This window comes from Eubacterium xylanophilum ATCC 35991 (genome assembly GCF_000518685.1).
In the GTDB taxonomy this organism is placed as follows: domain Bacteria; phylum Bacillota; class Clostridia; order Lachnospirales; family Lachnospiraceae; genus Eubacterium_F; species Eubacterium_F xylanophilum.
Genome location: NZ_JAEB01000001.1, coordinates 163,199 through 179,867 on the forward strand (window position 1 = coordinate 163,199; position 16,669 = coordinate 179,867).

Annotated in this window: 16 protein-coding genes and 1 tRNA gene; 15 read left to right on the plus strand and 2 right to left on the minus strand. The window is 40.5% G+C overall.

Annotated elements, in window-relative coordinates; all coding sequences use genetic code 11:
• Positions 1–6 precede the first annotated feature (6 nt).
• Complete coding sequence (locus tag L877_RS0100725; RefSeq protein WP_034784729.1) at positions 7–873, plus strand: NYN domain-containing protein; 867 nt, start codon at positions 7–9, stop codon at positions 871–873.
• A 119-nt stretch (positions 874–992) separates the two neighbouring features.
• Positions 993–1,994, plus strand: coding sequence for an NlpC/P60 family protein (locus tag L877_RS0100730; RefSeq protein ID WP_026834461.1), 1,002 nt, complete (start codon positions 993–995; stop codon positions 1,992–1,994).
• A 79-nt stretch (positions 1,995–2,073) separates the two neighbouring features.
• On the opposite strand, the gene L877_RS0100735 is transcribed toward L877_RS0100730, so the two are convergent.
• A tRNA-Arg gene (locus L877_RS0100735) sits at positions 2,074–2,145 on the minus strand.
• A gap of 196 nt (positions 2,146–2,341) precedes the next feature.
• Here L877_RS0100735 and metK point away from each other — a divergent pair.
• Entirely contained in the window at positions 2,342–3,535 is a 1,194-nt protein-coding gene (gene metK / locus L877_RS0100740) for a methionine adenosyltransferase (protein WP_026834462.1), read from the plus strand.
• A 27-nt stretch (positions 3,536–3,562) separates the two neighbouring features.
• Positions 3,563–5,290: an ABC transporter ATP-binding protein gene (locus L877_RS0100745; protein WP_026834463.1), complete on the plus strand. Its 1,728-nt coding sequence runs from the start codon at positions 3,563–3,565 to the stop codon at positions 5,288–5,290.
• A 77-nt stretch (positions 5,291–5,367) separates the two neighbouring features.
• Here L877_RS0100745 and L877_RS0100750 read toward each other — a convergent pair whose 3' ends face one another.
• Positions 5,368–5,886 (minus strand): hypothetical protein, encoded by a 519-nt coding sequence (locus tag L877_RS0100750; protein ID WP_026834464.1) that lies wholly within the window; start codon positions 5,884–5,886, stop codon positions 5,368–5,370.
• Between the two features lie 365 nt (positions 5,887–6,251).
• Between L877_RS0100750 and thyX the strand changes: the two genes are divergently transcribed.
• The 11 genes from thyX (at position 6,252) to L877_RS0100805 (ending at position 16,411) form a co-directional block, all read left to right on the plus strand.
• Positions 6,252–6,902 (plus strand): FAD-dependent thymidylate synthase, encoded by a 651-nt coding sequence (gene thyX, locus L877_RS0100755; RefSeq protein WP_026834465.1) that lies wholly within the window; start codon positions 6,252–6,254, stop codon positions 6,900–6,902.
• Between the two features lie 134 nt (positions 6,903–7,036).
• A complete protein-coding gene (locus L877_RS0100760; RefSeq protein ID WP_026834466.1) occupies positions 7,037–7,543 on the plus strand; it encodes an SEC-C metal-binding domain-containing protein in 507 nt (168 codons plus the stop codon).
• A gap of 34 nt (positions 7,544–7,577) precedes the next feature.
• On the plus strand, positions 7,578–8,441 hold the full coding sequence (fba, locus tag L877_RS0100765; RefSeq protein WP_026834467.1) for a class II fructose-1,6-bisphosphate aldolase: 864 nt from the start codon (positions 7,578–7,580) through the stop codon (positions 8,439–8,441).
• Between the two features lie 103 nt (positions 8,442–8,544).
• Positions 8,545–9,696: a THUMP domain-containing class I SAM-dependent RNA methyltransferase gene (locus L877_RS0100770; protein WP_026834468.1), complete on the plus strand. Its 1,152-nt coding sequence runs from the start codon at positions 8,545–8,547 to the stop codon at positions 9,694–9,696.
• Positions 9,697–9,701: 5 nt separating this feature from the next.
• The gene (locus tag L877_RS0100775) at positions 9,702–10,289 is read left to right on the plus strand and encodes an XTP/dITP diphosphatase (protein WP_026834469.1); all 588 of its coding nucleotides are present in this window, start codon (positions 9,702–9,704) and stop codon (positions 10,287–10,289) included.
• A 3-nt stretch (positions 10,290–10,292) separates the two neighbouring features.
• Positions 10,293–10,799, plus strand: a complete 507-nt coding sequence (locus L877_RS11615) for a YfcE family phosphodiesterase (protein WP_051437590.1) — start codon at positions 10,293–10,295, stop codon at positions 10,797–10,799.
• A gap of 14 nt (positions 10,800–10,813) precedes the next feature.
• Positions 10,814–11,290 (plus strand): COG2426 family protein, encoded by a 477-nt coding sequence (locus tag L877_RS0100785; protein ID WP_034784730.1) that lies wholly within the window; start codon positions 10,814–10,816, stop codon positions 11,288–11,290.
• Positions 11,291–11,317: 27 nt separating this feature from the next.
• On the plus strand, positions 11,318–14,002 hold the full coding sequence (locus L877_RS14515) for a DUF6020 family protein (RefSeq protein ID WP_341349113.1): 2,685 nt from the start codon (positions 11,318–11,320) through the stop codon (positions 14,000–14,002).
• A 69-nt stretch (positions 14,003–14,071) separates the two neighbouring features.
• On the plus strand, positions 14,072–14,764 hold the full coding sequence (locus tag L877_RS0100795; protein ID WP_026834472.1) for a glycosyltransferase family 2 protein: 693 nt from the start codon (positions 14,072–14,074) through the stop codon (positions 14,762–14,764).
• Positions 14,765–14,779: 15 nt separating this feature from the next.
• Positions 14,780–15,139, plus strand: coding sequence for a DUF2304 domain-containing protein (locus L877_RS0100800; RefSeq protein ID WP_026834473.1), 360 nt, complete (start codon positions 14,780–14,782; stop codon positions 15,137–15,139).
• Positions 15,140–15,148: 9 nt separating this feature from the next.
• Positions 15,149–16,411 carry a lipopolysaccharide biosynthesis protein gene (locus L877_RS0100805; protein ID WP_026834474.1) on the plus strand — a complete coding sequence of 421 codons (1,263 nt, stop codon included), beginning with the start codon at positions 15,149–15,151 and terminating at the stop codon, positions 16,409–16,411.
• Positions 16,412–16,669 lie beyond the last annotated feature (258 nt).

Here is a 16,669-nt window from a genome sequence, read left to right on the forward strand (position 1 = left end):
TATGGAATGCTTTTTGGAACGAAGAAACGCAGTGCTGTTGCCTTCGTCGATTATGAACATTGGTTTTATGGATACAATAACAAATTTCAAATGAGACCTAATCTTTCTGACTGGAAGAAAGAGTTAGAAGAAGAGTTCAATCTAAAGGATTTATTTATTTTTGGTGATTTTTCCGAGCCAAATCTGGAACGAGATATGGACCGAATTAAGACAATCAAGTCTAATGTCATTCACACAGCAAGTGAGAAGCATGGTGTAGACAAGGATTTTACAGATGTTATTATTCTTGATCAGATATATAGATATGCAGCAAAGAAGAAGAGTCCGGAAGTTTTTATTATTTTTACCGGGGATGCTCATTTTGTAAAAGTTGCAGAGTATCTGAAGGAAATAGGCAAAAAGGTAATTATATACGCTGTAAAGTTTGCGTTTAGCAATAGATTAAAAGATATTGCTACTAGTTATGTTGAGATGCCTAGGCAATCTCAGGAAAAAGATCATTACAATGATTTGATTTTTAAGAGCTTGTATAGACTGAAGTCAAAGCCAAAGTCTAAAGCGACATATTGGAAAACTGTGCAGAGTGTTGCTCAGTACAATGATGTACCACAAGAAAAGATTAAGAATGCTCTTGATAATTTGATTAGACAAAAATATGTTAATGAGAAGGAAGAGACCATTCTCGTTAAGAAGAAGTCAAAGGATGACCCTAGAGACAAGAAGGGCAAGAAATCCGATAATTCTAAGAATGGCGGAAAGTCTAAGAAGACTAACAGCAAAGGCAAGAAGATTTCGAAGGAAGAGTTTAGAATGATTACCTTCCTAGAAGTTGATTGGGAGCGTGTTGAGGCAGAAGGTGTGTGGTCTGCTTAACTAAAAATATTGGCAGTATATGTGAATGAAAATTTGCATATACTGCTTTCATAATTTTAACACATTTACGGAGTATAATCCATTTTATAAAAAATAGAAAAGAAATAGGTGAGGATGGAATGAGAAAAAATAGTAGAGTATTATTGGTAGTATTGTGTATGGTTTTGGCTTTTACCAGTGCGGTGCCGATGGTGTTGCCGACTCGATCAGAGGCTATAAGTTTAGTGGGCAACGGAGGCGCTGAGCAGTCAGGAGGTAGCAAGAAAGCTAAGAGGACTACGATTACGCCGTCGATTAATGACTTGATTAAGATGTCTAAGAAATCTGAAAAGGGTTCAAGTAAGACTAAGAACCTGTCCAAAAGAGAAAAAAAGAAGTTGGCAGTTGTTGAGTATGCGAAGTCATTTAAGGGAAAGATCAAGTATTTATGGGGCGGAAAGCCATCTCATAAGTACAGTGGAGACGATGCTCCTAAGGCATTAGATTGTTCTGGATTTATGATGTTTATTTTCTGGAATACTTTGGGCAAGAAGGATTCCAGGTTCTATTCGACATACAGCATAACATCAAGCTTTAAGAGGATTAATCGCTCAGAGCTTGAGATTGGAGATTTGGGAACGATATACTCAGAGGGATCTTCATATGTGGTTAAGTACTTGAATGATGAGTGCAAAAAATGCAAGAAAAAGTTTTATGACGACTATGCAGCAGAGGCGTTTTGCAAGAAGAGAAAAGCTAAGCTTAAGAAGAAAATCAAGAAGCTTGAGAAGAGAAACGCAAAGCTCCTAGATTATATCGATGACAACAAGGAAGTAGAAGAGGTATCGGCAGAGTTTGGAGAAGACATCGAGGCATATAATGAAGCTTGCAAGGAGAAAGAAGAGATTGAAGCCAACAAGGAACTTTACAAACGTGAGATTAAGCTTAACAAAGCTGAGATCAAAGGTTTGAAGAAACTCAGAAAATCTTGTAAAATGGTCGACAAAATCAATCACGTTGGAGTATACTGTGGTAAGACTTCCGGAGGCAAGGAGATTTGGTGTCACTGTGCATCATCCATGCATGGAGTTGTGGTTATGAAGGGATACAAGAAATTCAAGTGTTTCTATAGAAGTTTATAATACTTAGTGATAAGAAAAAGATAAAGACTTCCCCAAATATGAGTTAAAATCATATTTGGGGGAGTCTTTATAGTTATCGTACTCCCGGGGGGAATCGAACCCTCAACTAGCCCTTAGGAGGGGCTTGTTATATCCATTTAACTACGGAAGCTTAAAAAATATCAACAATACAATTTTATTAGATACAGGGGTGTTTTGTCAAGGGCAAAGAAACAAATCCCTCAAATATTTTTGCTGGAGGGAGTTGAAATAAGATTTGCCAATTCTACAATCTTATAGTATAATGTTCATTGCTACATAAAAATAATCCTTTAAAAGATAAAGATATAGATATGGAGGAAGATAAAATGGGAAAGAGACTTTTTACTTCAGAGTCAGTTACTGAGGGACATCCGGACAAAATCTGCGATCAGATTTCAGATGCAGTATTGGATGCTTTGTTAGAGCAAGATCCGATGAGTAGGGTTGCCTGTGAGACAGCAATTACTACAGGTCTTGTGCTCGTAATGGGAGAGATTACTACAGAGGGATATGTTGATATCCAGAAAGTAGTCAGAGATACTATCAATGAAATAGGATATAATCAGTCAATTAAGGGATTTGATGCCAATACTTGTGGTGTTATTGTTGCCCTTGATGATCAATCAGCGGATATAGCTATGGGTGTAGACAAGGCCCTTGAAGCCAAGGAAGGTGCTACCGAGCTCACAGATTCTGAGATTGAAGCTATCGGAGCGGGAGATCAGGGAATGATGTTTGGTTATGCTACTAACGAGACAGAGGAGTTCATGCCATATCCTATCTCACTTGCCCACAAGTTGACAAGGAGATTGACAGAGGTTAGAAAAAATGGTACTTTGAAGTACCTTCGCCCAGATGGAAAGACACAGGTTACTGTTGAGTACGATGATGATGACAAGCCTGTAAGAATTGATGCAGTAGTAGTATCATCACAGCACAGTGAGGATGTGACTTGGGATCAGGTTAAGGCTGACATCAAGAAGCATGTTATCGATCCAATCCTTCCTGCAGAGCTTCTTGATGACAAGACTAAGATTTACATCAATCCGACAGGAAGATTTGTTATCGGTGGACCTAACGGAGACAGCGGTTTGACAGGAAGAAAGATAATTGTCGATACTTACGGTGGATGGGCTCGTCACGGTGGCGGAGCATTTTCCGGAAAAGACTGCACAAAGGTAGACCGTTCAGCGGCATATGCAGCTCGTTACGTTGCCAAGAATCTTGTTGCCGCAGGGCTTTGTGACAGAGCAGAGATTCAGCTTTCATATGCAATTGGTGTGGCATCACCTACATCAGTTCGCGTGGATACATTTGGAACCGGTCGTTTGCCTGAGAGCGAACTCGTGGATATTGTCAATGAAAACTTTGACTTGAGACCGGCGGGAATTATCCAGATGCTTGATTTGCGTCGTCCAATTTATAAGCAGACAGCTGCATACGGACACTTCGGCAGAACAGATATTGATTTGCCATGGGAGAAGACAGACAAAGTAGAGATTTTGAAAAAATATCTATAAATTGAAGTTAGATGAAGGTGTTAGAGAATGAAAAATAATCTGAAAAGAATGGTTGGGTACTATAAGCCATATCTCGGAACATTTTTTATTGATATGTTTTTCGCCTTTATGGCTTCGATAGTTGCTCTTATCATACCACTTACTGTGCGATATATCACTGCCACGTTGGTTAAGATGGACAGGGAGTATATTATAGATAAGTTGATAATTATTGGGATGGTGCTGATTGTGTTGGTGCTGATTCAGTTTTTTTCAAACTTCTATATTACCAATTATGGCCATGTGATGGGGGCAAAAATCGAGTATGATATGCGTGCGGAGATATTTGCGCACTACCAAAAGTTATCCTTCTCGTTTTTTGACGACCAAAAAATAGGACAATTGATGAGCAGGATAACCAGCGATTTGTTCGATATAACGGAGCTTTTGCACCATGGACCGGAGAATATAGCCATATCGGTTGTGAAAATAGTCGGAGCATTTGTCATACTTGCAAATATTAGCTGGCGACTTACATTGGCTGCTTTTGTGCTGGTTCCGATTATGTTTGCATATGCTTTCTTCCTGAATAAGAAGATGAAGAGAGCTTTTAAGAGAAACAGGGTGAAGATTGCTGAGATCAACACGCAGATAGAGGACAACTTGTCGGGAATAAGGGTTGTAAAGTCTTTTGCCAACGAGAAAATAGAGAACAAGAAATTCAGAAAAGGCAATGATGGTTTTCTGGATGCGAAGAAAGACAGTTATAAATACATGGGATTTTACCAGTCGGGTCTGACTGCATTTACGATGATGATCAATGTTATGGTAATTGTATTTGGCGGTATTATGATGGCAAAGAGGCTGGTAAGCGTTCCCGATTTTATGGCCTTTTTGCTGTATATCAATATTTTCACAGATCCTATCAAGACATTGATTGACTTTACGGAGCAGTTTCAGAACGGTTACTCTGGTTTTGAGAGGTTTGTGGAAATCTTGGAGATTGAACCTGACATAGAGGATTCACCAAATGCCATAAAACTTGAGAAAGTAAAGGGGCATATTGTATTTGATGATGTTTCATTTAAGTACAAAGATGGTGCTCACAGAGTTTTGAGACATATCGATTTGGATGTGCCGGCGGGATCCTATGTGGCGCTGGTTGGATCATCAGGTGGTGGCAAGACTACGCTGTGCAGTTTGATTCCTCGATTCTACGAGGTTACAAAGGGCAAGATAACTATTGATGGACTAGATATCCGAGATGTCAAGTTGAAGAGTCTCAGAGACAATATTGGTATAGTTCAACAGGATGTATATCTCTTTGCCGGGACTATTTTTGACAATATCAAGTATGGCAGGTCTGATGCGACAGATGAAGAGGTGATAGAGGCGGCGAAGCTAGCCAATGCTCATGAGTTTATCATGTCTTTGCCAGATGGATATCATACTGATATAGGGCAGAGGGGTGTGAAGTTATCCGGAGGACAGAAGCAGAGAATCAGCATTGCCCGTGTATTCTTGAAGAATCCGCCGATATTGATCTTTGATGAGGCCACAAGTGCCCTGGATAACGAGAGTGAAAATATTGTCAAGGAATCACTGGAGAAGCTTGCCTTCAATAGAACGACATTTGTCATCGCCCATAGACTTTCTACGATTCAGAATGCGGAGAAAATCCTTGTGCTGACTGAAAATGGAATTGAAGAGAGCGGAACTCATGAGGAATTGATTAAGAAAAATGGTATATATGCCGGGCTGTATAGCATGAAGTAGACGGCTTGAAAAAATTGTCTTACGAACGACGTGAGTAAGACCAGCGATATGCGATTCCGAAAAAAGCAGAGTGTCAGTTATGCACTCTGCTTTGTTACGTTTTGAATTATATATGCAATAATGCCCATGTCAACTGTAAGATCTTGGTATAATCCATCTGGATTGATAATCGAGACGACCTTGCTCTTATCAGTGCTGCAGTTGATTGAAAATGAATCGTCCTTGTTGTAAGCAATGTTATAGTATTTGTCATCATGGGCTATAGTCAGGCTTTTATTATTGGCAGCAACAATTTCCATATTCATGCGCTCCAGAGATGGTGTAATAGAATCAATGATGTTTGGATATGGCAGCTTGTTGTCGCAGGAGAATGTATACTCTCTCAAGTGAGACGCCCGACTTTTAAGAAGTTTGATTTTAAAAATCCATCCCATCCCCATCCCCAAAAGAGAATAGATCAGAATGAGCAAAAGTGGGTGCTTGAGAAATATTCCGATGAAACATCCCAAAGCAAACCCCGTAAAGCAAAGAATATTTAGTCTTCTGTGCTCTGCGTCTATGGGTTGCATAGACTGTAACACAACGTTTTTATTCATATTGTACCTCTTTCATACTATACTTTTCATACATTAAGTGATTAGATAACTAATCCCCGTCCGGATTCTATAATTAAATTATAAGGCAAAAATGTGTCAAAAATTTTTCCTTTTTAAATTTATCGGAATCGCATAGCGCTGGTCTTACTCACGTCGTTCGTAAGACAATAAACGCATATTGCTTGTAAGACAATTTTTATAATTTTTACAAGCATAATTATAATATCACGGTTATATGACAAGATGTGGCAAGGAATCCATATGTAATCTTGACATTGACGCGAAGAGAGTTAGTGTAGTATAATTAGAGATGGTATTCGCTGAGTTTGGTGTAAGCGAAGAGTATAGAATGAAAGGAACGTGCCATGAGAGTTATTCAACCTAGTGTCGAGATTATCGACATGGATTCGTATGAGAATATTTTAAAGAAGATTGAGAAGATAGGTAGAGTTTGCTATAAGAGCGAAGGACGTATTGCCGAAGGAAGTGCGGAGAAGTTTATAAAGAATCTTCTCACAAGACAGCATGAATCGGTTATTGAACATGAGTCTATATCAGTGAGATTTACATGTGATAGAGGTGTTACTCATGAAATAGTAAGACATAGAATTGCAAGTTACAGTCAAGAGAGCACGAGATATTGCAATTATGCGGTTGATAAGTTTGGAAACGAGATTACAGTTATCGATCTTGCAACCGGATTTAAGTATGACTTGAATGATGAGAAGGACAAGGCCAAGTACGATATATGGACTAAGGCCATGGAAGATGCTGAGAAGCACTACTTTGAGTTGCTTGAGCTAGGAGCAACTCCGGAGGAAGCGCGTTCAGTGTTGCCAAATTCTCTGAAAACAGAGATTGTAGTAACTATGGATCTTCGCTCATGGAGACATTTCTTCAGGATGAGAGTTGACTCCCATGCTCACCCTCAGATGAGGCAGGTGGCAAGGGAAGCATTTGATATATTCAAGGAAAAGCTTCCGGTATTTTTTGCCGATTTGGAGGGCGAGTTCTAGGGCGGAACATTTATCTGCTTAATAGGCGAGAATATGTTTGTGTTGCTTTAGAGAGTTTTTTGTGGTAAAATAATCATGGTTTCTCACGAGATTATGCGAGGAACACACTATGTTATACCCAGGAGGTTATGAAGATGGCGTTATTACAAGAATGGCGTGATTATGCGTATTCGGAGGAGATGCAGACTTCCAAAGAAGGAGAGAAGTTCTGGAGCAACTACTTTAAGTTGGAGAAGGGGATATATGAGCAGTTGTTGTCTAACCCAACGGAGATAGTTGAGGGAACAGTAGAAGAATTAGCAACTAAGTACGATGTACCTTTGTCTATGATTGTTGGTTTTTTGGATGGAATCAATGAGAGTCTCAAGGAGCCAAATCCTATTGAGACCATGGAGAAGGATACAGTAGTTAAGTTAGATATAGATTTGGAAAAACTATATTATAATATGGTAGACTGCAATGCAGAGTGGTTGTACACATTGCCACAGTGGGATTCTATCCTTGATGCAGACAAGCGCAAGGCGCTCTACAAGGAGCAGAAGAATTCCGGGACTGTAAGGCGTGAGGCACCAAAAGTTGGACGTAATGATCCATGCCCATGCGGAAGCGGACGCAAGTACAAGCAGTGCTGCGGAAGATAGAAACAATTAATTTTACGAATGGAGGTTTAAAACTATGTTAGTATCAGCAGAGGAAATGCTTAAGAAGGCGAAAGCCGGAAAGTATGCAGTTGGTCAGTTTAATATCAACAATTTGGAGTGGACAAAGTCAATTCTTTTGACAGCTGAAGAGCTCAAATCCCCTGTAATCCTCGGTGTATCTGAGGGAGCAGGAAAGTATATGTGTGGATACAAGACAGTTGCTCAGATGGTAAGTGCTATGATTGAGGATTTGAATATTACAGTTCCTGTAGCTTTGCATCTTGATCACGGTAGCTACGAAGGAGCTAAGGCTTGTATCGAAGCTGGATTTTCATCAATTATGTTTGATGGTTCACACTATCCTATCGAGGAAAATGTTGAGAAGACTAAGGAATTAGTTGGGATATGTAAGGAGAAGGGTATCTCAATTGAGGCCGAGGTTGGTTCAATCGGTGGAGAAGAGGATGGCGTTGTTGGAGCTGGCGAATGCGCAGATCCTAAGGAGTGTAAGATGGTTGCAGATCTTGGAGTAACTATGCTTGCTGCCGGAATCGGTAATATCCACGGAAAATATCCTGATAACTGGGCTGGTCTTAGTTTTGAGACATTGGATGCAATTCAGCAGTTGACAGGAGATATGCCACTTGTTCTTCACGGTGGTACAGGAATTCCAGAAGATATGATTAAGAAAGCTATTAGTCTTGGAGTATCTAAGATTAATGTTAATACAGAGTGTCAGCTTTCATTTGCTGAGGCTACAAGAAAGTATATTGAGGCAGGCAAAGACCTTGAGGGCAAGGGATTTGATCCTCGTAAGCTTCTCGCTCCCGGAGCAGAGGCAATCAAGGCAACTGTTAAGGAGAAGATGGAACTCTTCGGTTCAGTTGGCAAGGCTTGATTAATTAAAAAAATTAATGAGTAAATTATATTCGACCGTCGTCAGGGGGATGTGTTTGTCTTGGCGATGGTCGAATTGATGCTTATAAGAATAGGAAAGTAAGATGAAAAAAACTTATAGATTAATTGCTCCGTGCCACTTTGGTATGGAGGCTGTGCTGAAAAGAGAGATATTAGATCTCGGATATGAGATTGATTCTGTGGAGAATGGCAAGGTGTGCTTTATAGGTGATGATGAGGCTATATGTCGCGCTAATATCAATCTTCGAACCACTGAGAGAATTCTCATAAAAGTAGCGGAGTTTGACGCCTATACATTCGATGATTTGTTTGAGGCTGTTAAGGCAATTGATTGGGATGAGTATATTCCCAAGAATGGAAAGTTTTGGGTAACCAAAGCTACGTCTGTCAGCAGTAAACTTTTTTCTCCAACAGACATTCAGAAAATTGTTAAAAAAGCTATGGTAGAGAGTCTCAAGGGAAAATATGGGATTTCATGGTTTGACGAAGATGGAGACGACTATCCGGTGCGAATAAGTATTATAAAGGATAGAGTTACCGTGGGACTTGATACAACAGGAGTATCTCTTCACAAAAGAGGTTACAGGAAGTTCACAGCACCTGCCCCAGTGACAGAGACATTGGCGGCAGCTATCATCTTGCTATCTCCGTGGAACAAGGATCGAATACTTGTGGATCCTTTTTGCGGAAGTGGGACTATCCCCATTGAAGCGGCTATGATTGCAATGAATATGGCGCCGGGGATGAATAGAGAGTTTACGGCAGAAAAATGGTCCAATATTATTGACAAAAAGTTGTGGTATGATGCAGTAAACGAGGCATTGGACGAGATGAACGAGGATGTCGAGTTAAATATTCAGGGATATGACATTGACTCTGAAGTTCTTAAGATGGCTAGGGCTAATGCCGAGTTGGCGGGAGTTGCAGATAAGATTCACTTCCAGCAGCGCGATGTAATAAATTTTAGCAATCCGAAGAAATATGGTTTTGTTATTTCCAATCCGCCATATGGTGAGAGGTTGTCAGACGCCTCTCAGATGGAGATGCTTTATCGCTCTATCGGACAGATTGTAGGGGAGAATCCCACCTGGTCATTTTTCCTTCTCAGTGGTTTCGAGAGGGCAGAAAACTGCATAGGTAAAAAGGCGACAAAGAACAGAAAGATTTACAATGGTATGATGAAGACATACCTTTATCAATATATGGGAGAGAGACCTCCCAAGAAGAAGAGGTGAAAGTCATGAAAAGATTGGTATTTGCAACCAACAATCAGGGAAAGGTAAATGAAATCAAGCAGATTCTCGGCGAGGGATATGAAGTTTTATCTCTCAAAGATTTGGATATCGATGTTGATATCGTAGAGGATGGCAAGACTTTTGAAGAAAATGCCATTATCAAGGCCAAGGCGATTTGCGAGGAAACAGGTGAAATGGTCCTAGCAGATGATTCTGGATTTGAAGTTGACTACTTAAATGGAGAACCGGGAATATACTCCGCCAGATACTTGGGAGAGGATACCCCTTATGAAATCAAGAATGCCAAGATTCTTGAGAGGTGTAAAGATGCAAAGGACGAGGAGAGAGGTGCTAGGTTCGTCTGTGTGATTGCATGCGCGTTTCCGGATGGCACTGTGAAGACGACCAAAGGTGTTATAGAGGGCAAGCTTGCTTATGAGCCGGCAGGAACACATGGATTTGGCTATGATCCTATATTCTATCATCCGGAGAGTGGATGTACAACCGGTGAGCTCTTGCCAGAGGATAAGAACAAAATCAGCCACAGAGGAATAGCTCTTCGAAAGATGGTTGATGTTCTTAAGAAAGGTTGATATATGGGAAAATATCTTGTATTTAGTGATTCTCACGGGAGCTCCGAGATGATGTTTAGCATTATAAGGGAGCATCAGACTGAGATTAGCGGAATATTTTTCTTGGGTGATATAGGTGGGGACGAGGACTTGCTTAGGAATTTGACAGGGTTGCCTACGTATATCGTCAGAGGAAATTGTGATTGGAGTTCCCAAGCCCCTGACGAGCTGTGTTTTAGAATTGGTAAGCACAAGGTGGCCATCACTCACGGTCACAGATATTCTGTGAATCGGGGCGTGGATGTGCTCAAGTACTGGGCCATGGAGAAAGAGGCGGACATAGTTATGTATGGACACACTCATGTCCCTTTTTTGGAGCGGGGATACAATCTCACGGTACTTAACCCGGGAAGTATCTCAAGGCCAAGGCAATCGGATTTTACGAAGACATATGCCATGATTGATATAGATGATGACAAGGATGTTGACGTTAAGTTTTATAGAATTAATGGTGACATATATAGATATTAGAAATTAGGAGGAAAATGATGCTAGGATATTTAGTAACTTTTTTGGTATCGATGGTACCGCTTATCGAACTTCGAGGAGCTATTCCAATTGGAACAGGAATGGGAGTACCGGTGGTTCAGGCGTTTGTGATTGCAGTAGTGGGAAATATGGTTCCTGTGCCAATCATCTATCTATTTGCCAGAAAAGTATTGGAGTGGGGAGCAGATAAGCCGGTTATTGGAAGATTTTTCACTTTTTGTCTGGAGAAGGGCAAGAGCGGTGGAGAAAAGCTCAAGGCAAAGGCAGGAAGAGGGCTTTTTGTGGCACTTCTTCTATTTGTCGGAATCCCTATTCCGGGAACCGGAGCGTGGACAGGAACATTGGCGGCAAGCCTTTTGGATATGGACTTTAAATCAACCATCCTCGCGGCTATGGGAGGCGTACTCTTAGCTGGAGTTATCATCGGATTGGCGAGCTTTTTGGGATTTGGTGCATTGTCAGTTATTAAATAATTTAGAATTTGTACGGAGGAGAATTAAATGAAAGTCCTTTCAAAACCCCTAAATAAAGCCAAAATTTTGCAGAGCATTATCATGGCATTTTTGGCGAGCATATCACTTAACCTCTCTCTAAGGGTAATTACCGAGAGAGAGCTTGTTGAAGATATGGGAATTAAGAATGCCGGAAAACTCTTCAAGTTCATATGGGATGTTAAGATGTCTTCTAGCGGCTACAGAATAGAGTCGATAATTGTATGGCTTGCTTTGGCAGCAGTCATATATATAGTTATAATGAAAGACAGAAGAGTATATCTCGCCGAGTTTTTGCTGGCGGCGGTATTCACATTCTTTGTGATTTTCGGTTACAGCTATAAGACCACAGCGAGCTGGGATTGCATCTTTGCAACCGGGAGAAATGTTCTGAAATCTCTCATTTCTGCAATCGGATATATGTGCCTTTTCTATACGGCAATCCGTGGGCTGATGATGATTATAAATGTTCTGCCCTTTAGGACTGAGAAGGAGAATCCGTGGAAATACTTTACCAATAATAAAAAATCCATATTTGCAGTTGCGATAATACTGCTTTTGGCATGGTTGCCATATCTTATTTCATATTTTCCGGGTCTTACAAATTATGACTTCTTTGATATGTTGGATTCGTTCTATGGAAACAATACCAACAGTATCAGAGTGACTTTAAGACTTGATCCCAATGTAACTATGAATAATAACAATCCTGTTCTTCAGACGCTTATAGGCGTGGCTATAATGAAGATTGGAACAGGGCTTGGTTCACCATATGCAGGTTTGTTCTTGTTTGTCGCAATCCAGACAATTATATATGTTTTTGTATTGTCATATATGATTTACTATCTTGCATATCGCAAGGTAAATCGCGTGATAAGAATTATTATAACAGCCATATTTGCGCTTGTGCCGGTACATTCAAACTATGCATTTACAACTCTTAAGGATACGAACTTCTCCTTTATTATGTTGTTGTACATTATTTGTCTGGTAGAATTCTTGACAAATACCAAGAGTTTTATGGAGAAGAAGAGAAACCTTGCATTTTTGGTTGTATTATCACTCCTTGTTATGTTCTTGAGAAACAATGGTGTGTTTGTGACTATATTTACAGCAATTCCTGTTATTATCGTTATGAGACAGTATTGGAAGAAACTTGTTCCGGTGCTAATCTTGCCGATTATTTTCTATTATTTTGTGACTGGCGTTGTATATCCGGCATTTTATATATCACCGGGAAATGCAGTGGCCGCTTACTCGATTCCGGTTCAGCAGCTCGCTAGGCTTGCCACAGAGAAACCTGGTGCAATCGAGAAAGAAGACATTGAAAAAATCAATAAAGTTTTTAACTTTGAGGCATTTGAAAAGCGCTACAATCCTGAGCTGGCAGATCCTGTTATGTCAAGTTTCAAAAAGGAGAGGACGGCACAGGAGTGGAGTGACTTTATGGGTGTCTGGAGCAAGTACCTCGCTAAGTATCCTACGGTATTTGTTCAGGCAACTATGAACGGTGCATATGGTTACTTCTATCCAAGTGCTTATAACTGGATCACATATACGGAGATCACGCCACCGGCGAAAACCTATGGAATGGTGCCATATACTGACCTCGAACCATATCATACAGAGGCCACCAAGCTCATATATGCACTGGGAAGCATACCTGGAATTGGTATGTTTGCAAGTATAGGATTCTACGTGTGGATGCTTGCATTTATCTTGGTTTATGTCATTAGGAATAGAAGGTTGAAGAGCATCTTGGTGCTCGTTCCTCTTCTCACTCTAGTTCTAACAAGTATTGCAAGTCCGGCAAATACCATGTTTAGATATGTATATCCAATCGTGGTTTGTACGCCTGTTCTCTTTGCACTTTTGGGAACAATAGGCAAGAGTGACAAAAAAGCCAGGAAGATTTCCCACACATTTGCAATCTGTGCATATAAGGAGAGTGAGTATCTCGAGGAGTGCATCCAATCAGTAAAAGACCAAACTGTAAAGACAGATGTGATTCTCGCCACTTCTACGCCAAATGAATATATAGCTGGTCTCTGCCAAAAGTATGAGATTCCTATGTATGTCAATGAGGGAGAGTCGGGCATAACTCAGGATTGGAATTTTGCTTATTCCTGCGCTGACAGTGAGTGTGTTACAATTGCACATCAGGATGATATATATGCAAGCAATTATGTTGAGGAACTGATGGCGTCTGTGGAGGAAGTTGGAAAGCCAATCATATTCTTTACCAATTACGGTGAACTCCGAAATGGGGAGAAGGTTCACAACAATAAGTTGTTGAAGATTAAGCGAATTATGCTAATCCCTATGAGAATATTTGCCTTCAGAAACAGCAAGTTCATAAGAAGAAGAGTGCTTTCTATGGGTTGCCCTATTTGTTGTCCGTCTGTCACTATGTTCAAGGAAAATTGTCCGCGGCGTGTTTTCAGTCACGGTTTTCGCTCTGATGAGGATTGGGAGGCTTGGGAAAAGCTTTCTAGGAGAAGTGGAGCATTTGTATACAATAAGGAAATACTCATGTATCACCGAATTCATGAAGATTCTGAAACATCTAAGATTTTGGGAGATAATGCAAGAACTGAAGAGGATTTTGTCATGTTTTCAAAGTTTTGGCCTAAGGGAATTGCGAGATTCCTGACTAAAGTCTATGGAACGAGTGAAGAATCCAATAATTTGTGATATTTTCAGAGTAATGTGTTATAATTGAAAATAGATGAGTCAAATATAAAGATGATTGGAGAGAAATAATTGAAGAAGTTAGTTGTTATTCCGGCTTACAATGAATCTGCTAGCATCGTCTCCACGGTGGCAGATATCCAAAAAAATGCACCGGATTTTGACTATATCGTCATTAATGATTGTTCGACTGACAATACTTTAGAAGTATGCAAGGCAAACGACATAAAGTGTTTGAAGTTGCCAATAAATCTGGGAATAGGCGGAGCTGTTCAGACCGGCTATCTCTACGGAGTCCGAAACGGTTACGACGTGGCTGTCCAGTTTGACGGCGACGGACAGCACAGTGCCAAGTATCTTGATAGCATGGTTAAGGCAATGGAGGAAAACGGTGTGGATATGGTTATAGGCTCTAGGTTTATAACCAATGAAGGGTTCCAGTCCTCTGCCATGAGGAGAATGGGAATCAAGATTTTGAGTACCGTTATAAAGTGCTTGACCAGAAAAACTATTACGGACCCAACTTCGGGAATGCGCCTTATTAACCGAGATGTTATGGAGATGTATGCCGAGGATTATCCCAAGGATTATCCGGAGCCTGAGAGTTTGGTTCAGATTATAAGTACCGGCAAGAGTGTTATGGAGATTCCGGTAATCATGAATGAGAGAACCGAGGGAGTTTCGTCGATTTCTCCTATAAATTCGGTTTATTATATGATAAAAGTGACACTGGCAATTATATTTACAAAGTTTAAGAAGAGATAGTGAGGAGGAGATGTCATGACAATTAGATTACAATTGATAGTTGCGGGACTTGTCCTCTTGATGCTTATCTATGTTTCGAGGATGATTTCCAAGGACAAAATAGATGTAAAGTATGCTCTCAGGTGGCTAGCGCTCTGCGTTCTGGTGCTCATACTGGATTTCTTCCCAGGAATTCTCTACTGGTTGGCAGGAATAAGTGGAATTCACCTTCCATCGAATATGATATTCCTTGTGGCGATTCTGCTCCTTATCATGACAGTATTTGCCCTGACAGCTAATGTGAGTAGGGTATCTCAAAAGAATACAAGGTTAATCCAAGAGGTGGCATTGTTGCGCGATGAGATAGAAAGATTACAAGAAAAAGAGAAAAAGTAAGGATAATAAATGCTGAAGAGATTGATTATTGGCGGAGAGCCAAGTGAAAAAAAACTATTTTTCTGGAACATGATGGGAAGTGGAGTATATGCCTTTACTTCCCTTATTTTAACGTATATGACAATTAGATTTGCAGGAGACAGAGAGGGCGGCGTCTTTGCCATTGCTCTCACACTGGCTCAAATGTTTATCTATATTGCATATTACGAGATGAGAAACTACCAAGTAACAGATGCTGAGGACAAGTTCACATTCTCTCAGTATCATGCTGTAAAAATCATTAATTGTATTGTGATGATGGTGATAGTAGCAGGATATATAATTGTTATGCGCTATGATATGCATAAGGCAATAATAGTTTTCTTGGTATGCTTTTATAGAATGCTAGATGGTTACTCAGATGTATATGAGGCAGAATTCCACAAGCGAGGAAGGCTAGATCTTGCCGGAAAATCCATGACTTTCAGATCGGTCATATCAGTAGCTGTATACTTTATTATCCTAATTTTAACCGGAGATTTACTGTGGTCTGTAATTGGCGCCATTGTAAGTGGTTTGATTGGAATCGGAGTATTTAACCTTCTTGTTTTTGATTGTGTTGGAAAGATAAGTGTTGAATTCGAGGGGGCTACGATAAAAAAAATTCTGACAGAGTGTTTTCCTTTGTTTGTGGGAATGTTTTTGTGGACCTATCTTCTCAGTGCATCGAGGATAGCAGTGGATGCCAAGATGGCAAGTGAGTTCCAGTCTTATTATCAGGTTCTCTTCATGCCTGTATCGGTAATCAATCTTTTTGCAGGATTTCTCATCCGTCCAAGCCTTCTAGGGCTGACGGAACAATATGCAAACGGAGATATGAAGCCTTTTTGGAAGACAATACGTAAAATGGTCCTTCTTCTAGTGGCATTTACAGTAGTTTGCATGGCTGGAGCTTATATCTGCGGAATTCCTATTCTTGAGGTGCTGGTTAAGTGCGACCTAAAGGCTTATAGGATTATGTTTGTATTTCTCATATTTGCAGGAGGAATTAACGCTCTTGTGTACCTGCTTTATTATATTATGACTATTTTTAGAGCGGGTAAGGGTATCATGATAGGATATATTACATCATCTGTAATTGCATTTTTTGTATCGGGGGTTTTGACTGAAAAACATGGGCTCTGGGGAGCTTCTTGGAGCTATTTGTTGTCGGTTGGATACTTGATGTTGTTTTTTGTGATTTGGATAATTAAGAAGAGGGTTTGGCATGCCCCGAGAGTGGGAGAAAGTTGATTGAGAAGAAGTGAGGGGCATGCCTATGTGAAAAAAGAGAATTTGGCATGCCCCCGGAGGGACTTGCTCCGTTCCTAAGCGAGCTACGGGGCATGCCTATGTGAAAAATCAGGATTAGGCATGCCCCCGGAGGGACTTGTTCCGTTCCCAAGCGAGCCACGGGGCATGCCTATGTGAAAAAAGAGAATTTGGCATGCCCCCAGAGGGACTTGTTCCGCTCCCAAGTGAGCCACGGGGCATGCCTATATGAAAAATCAG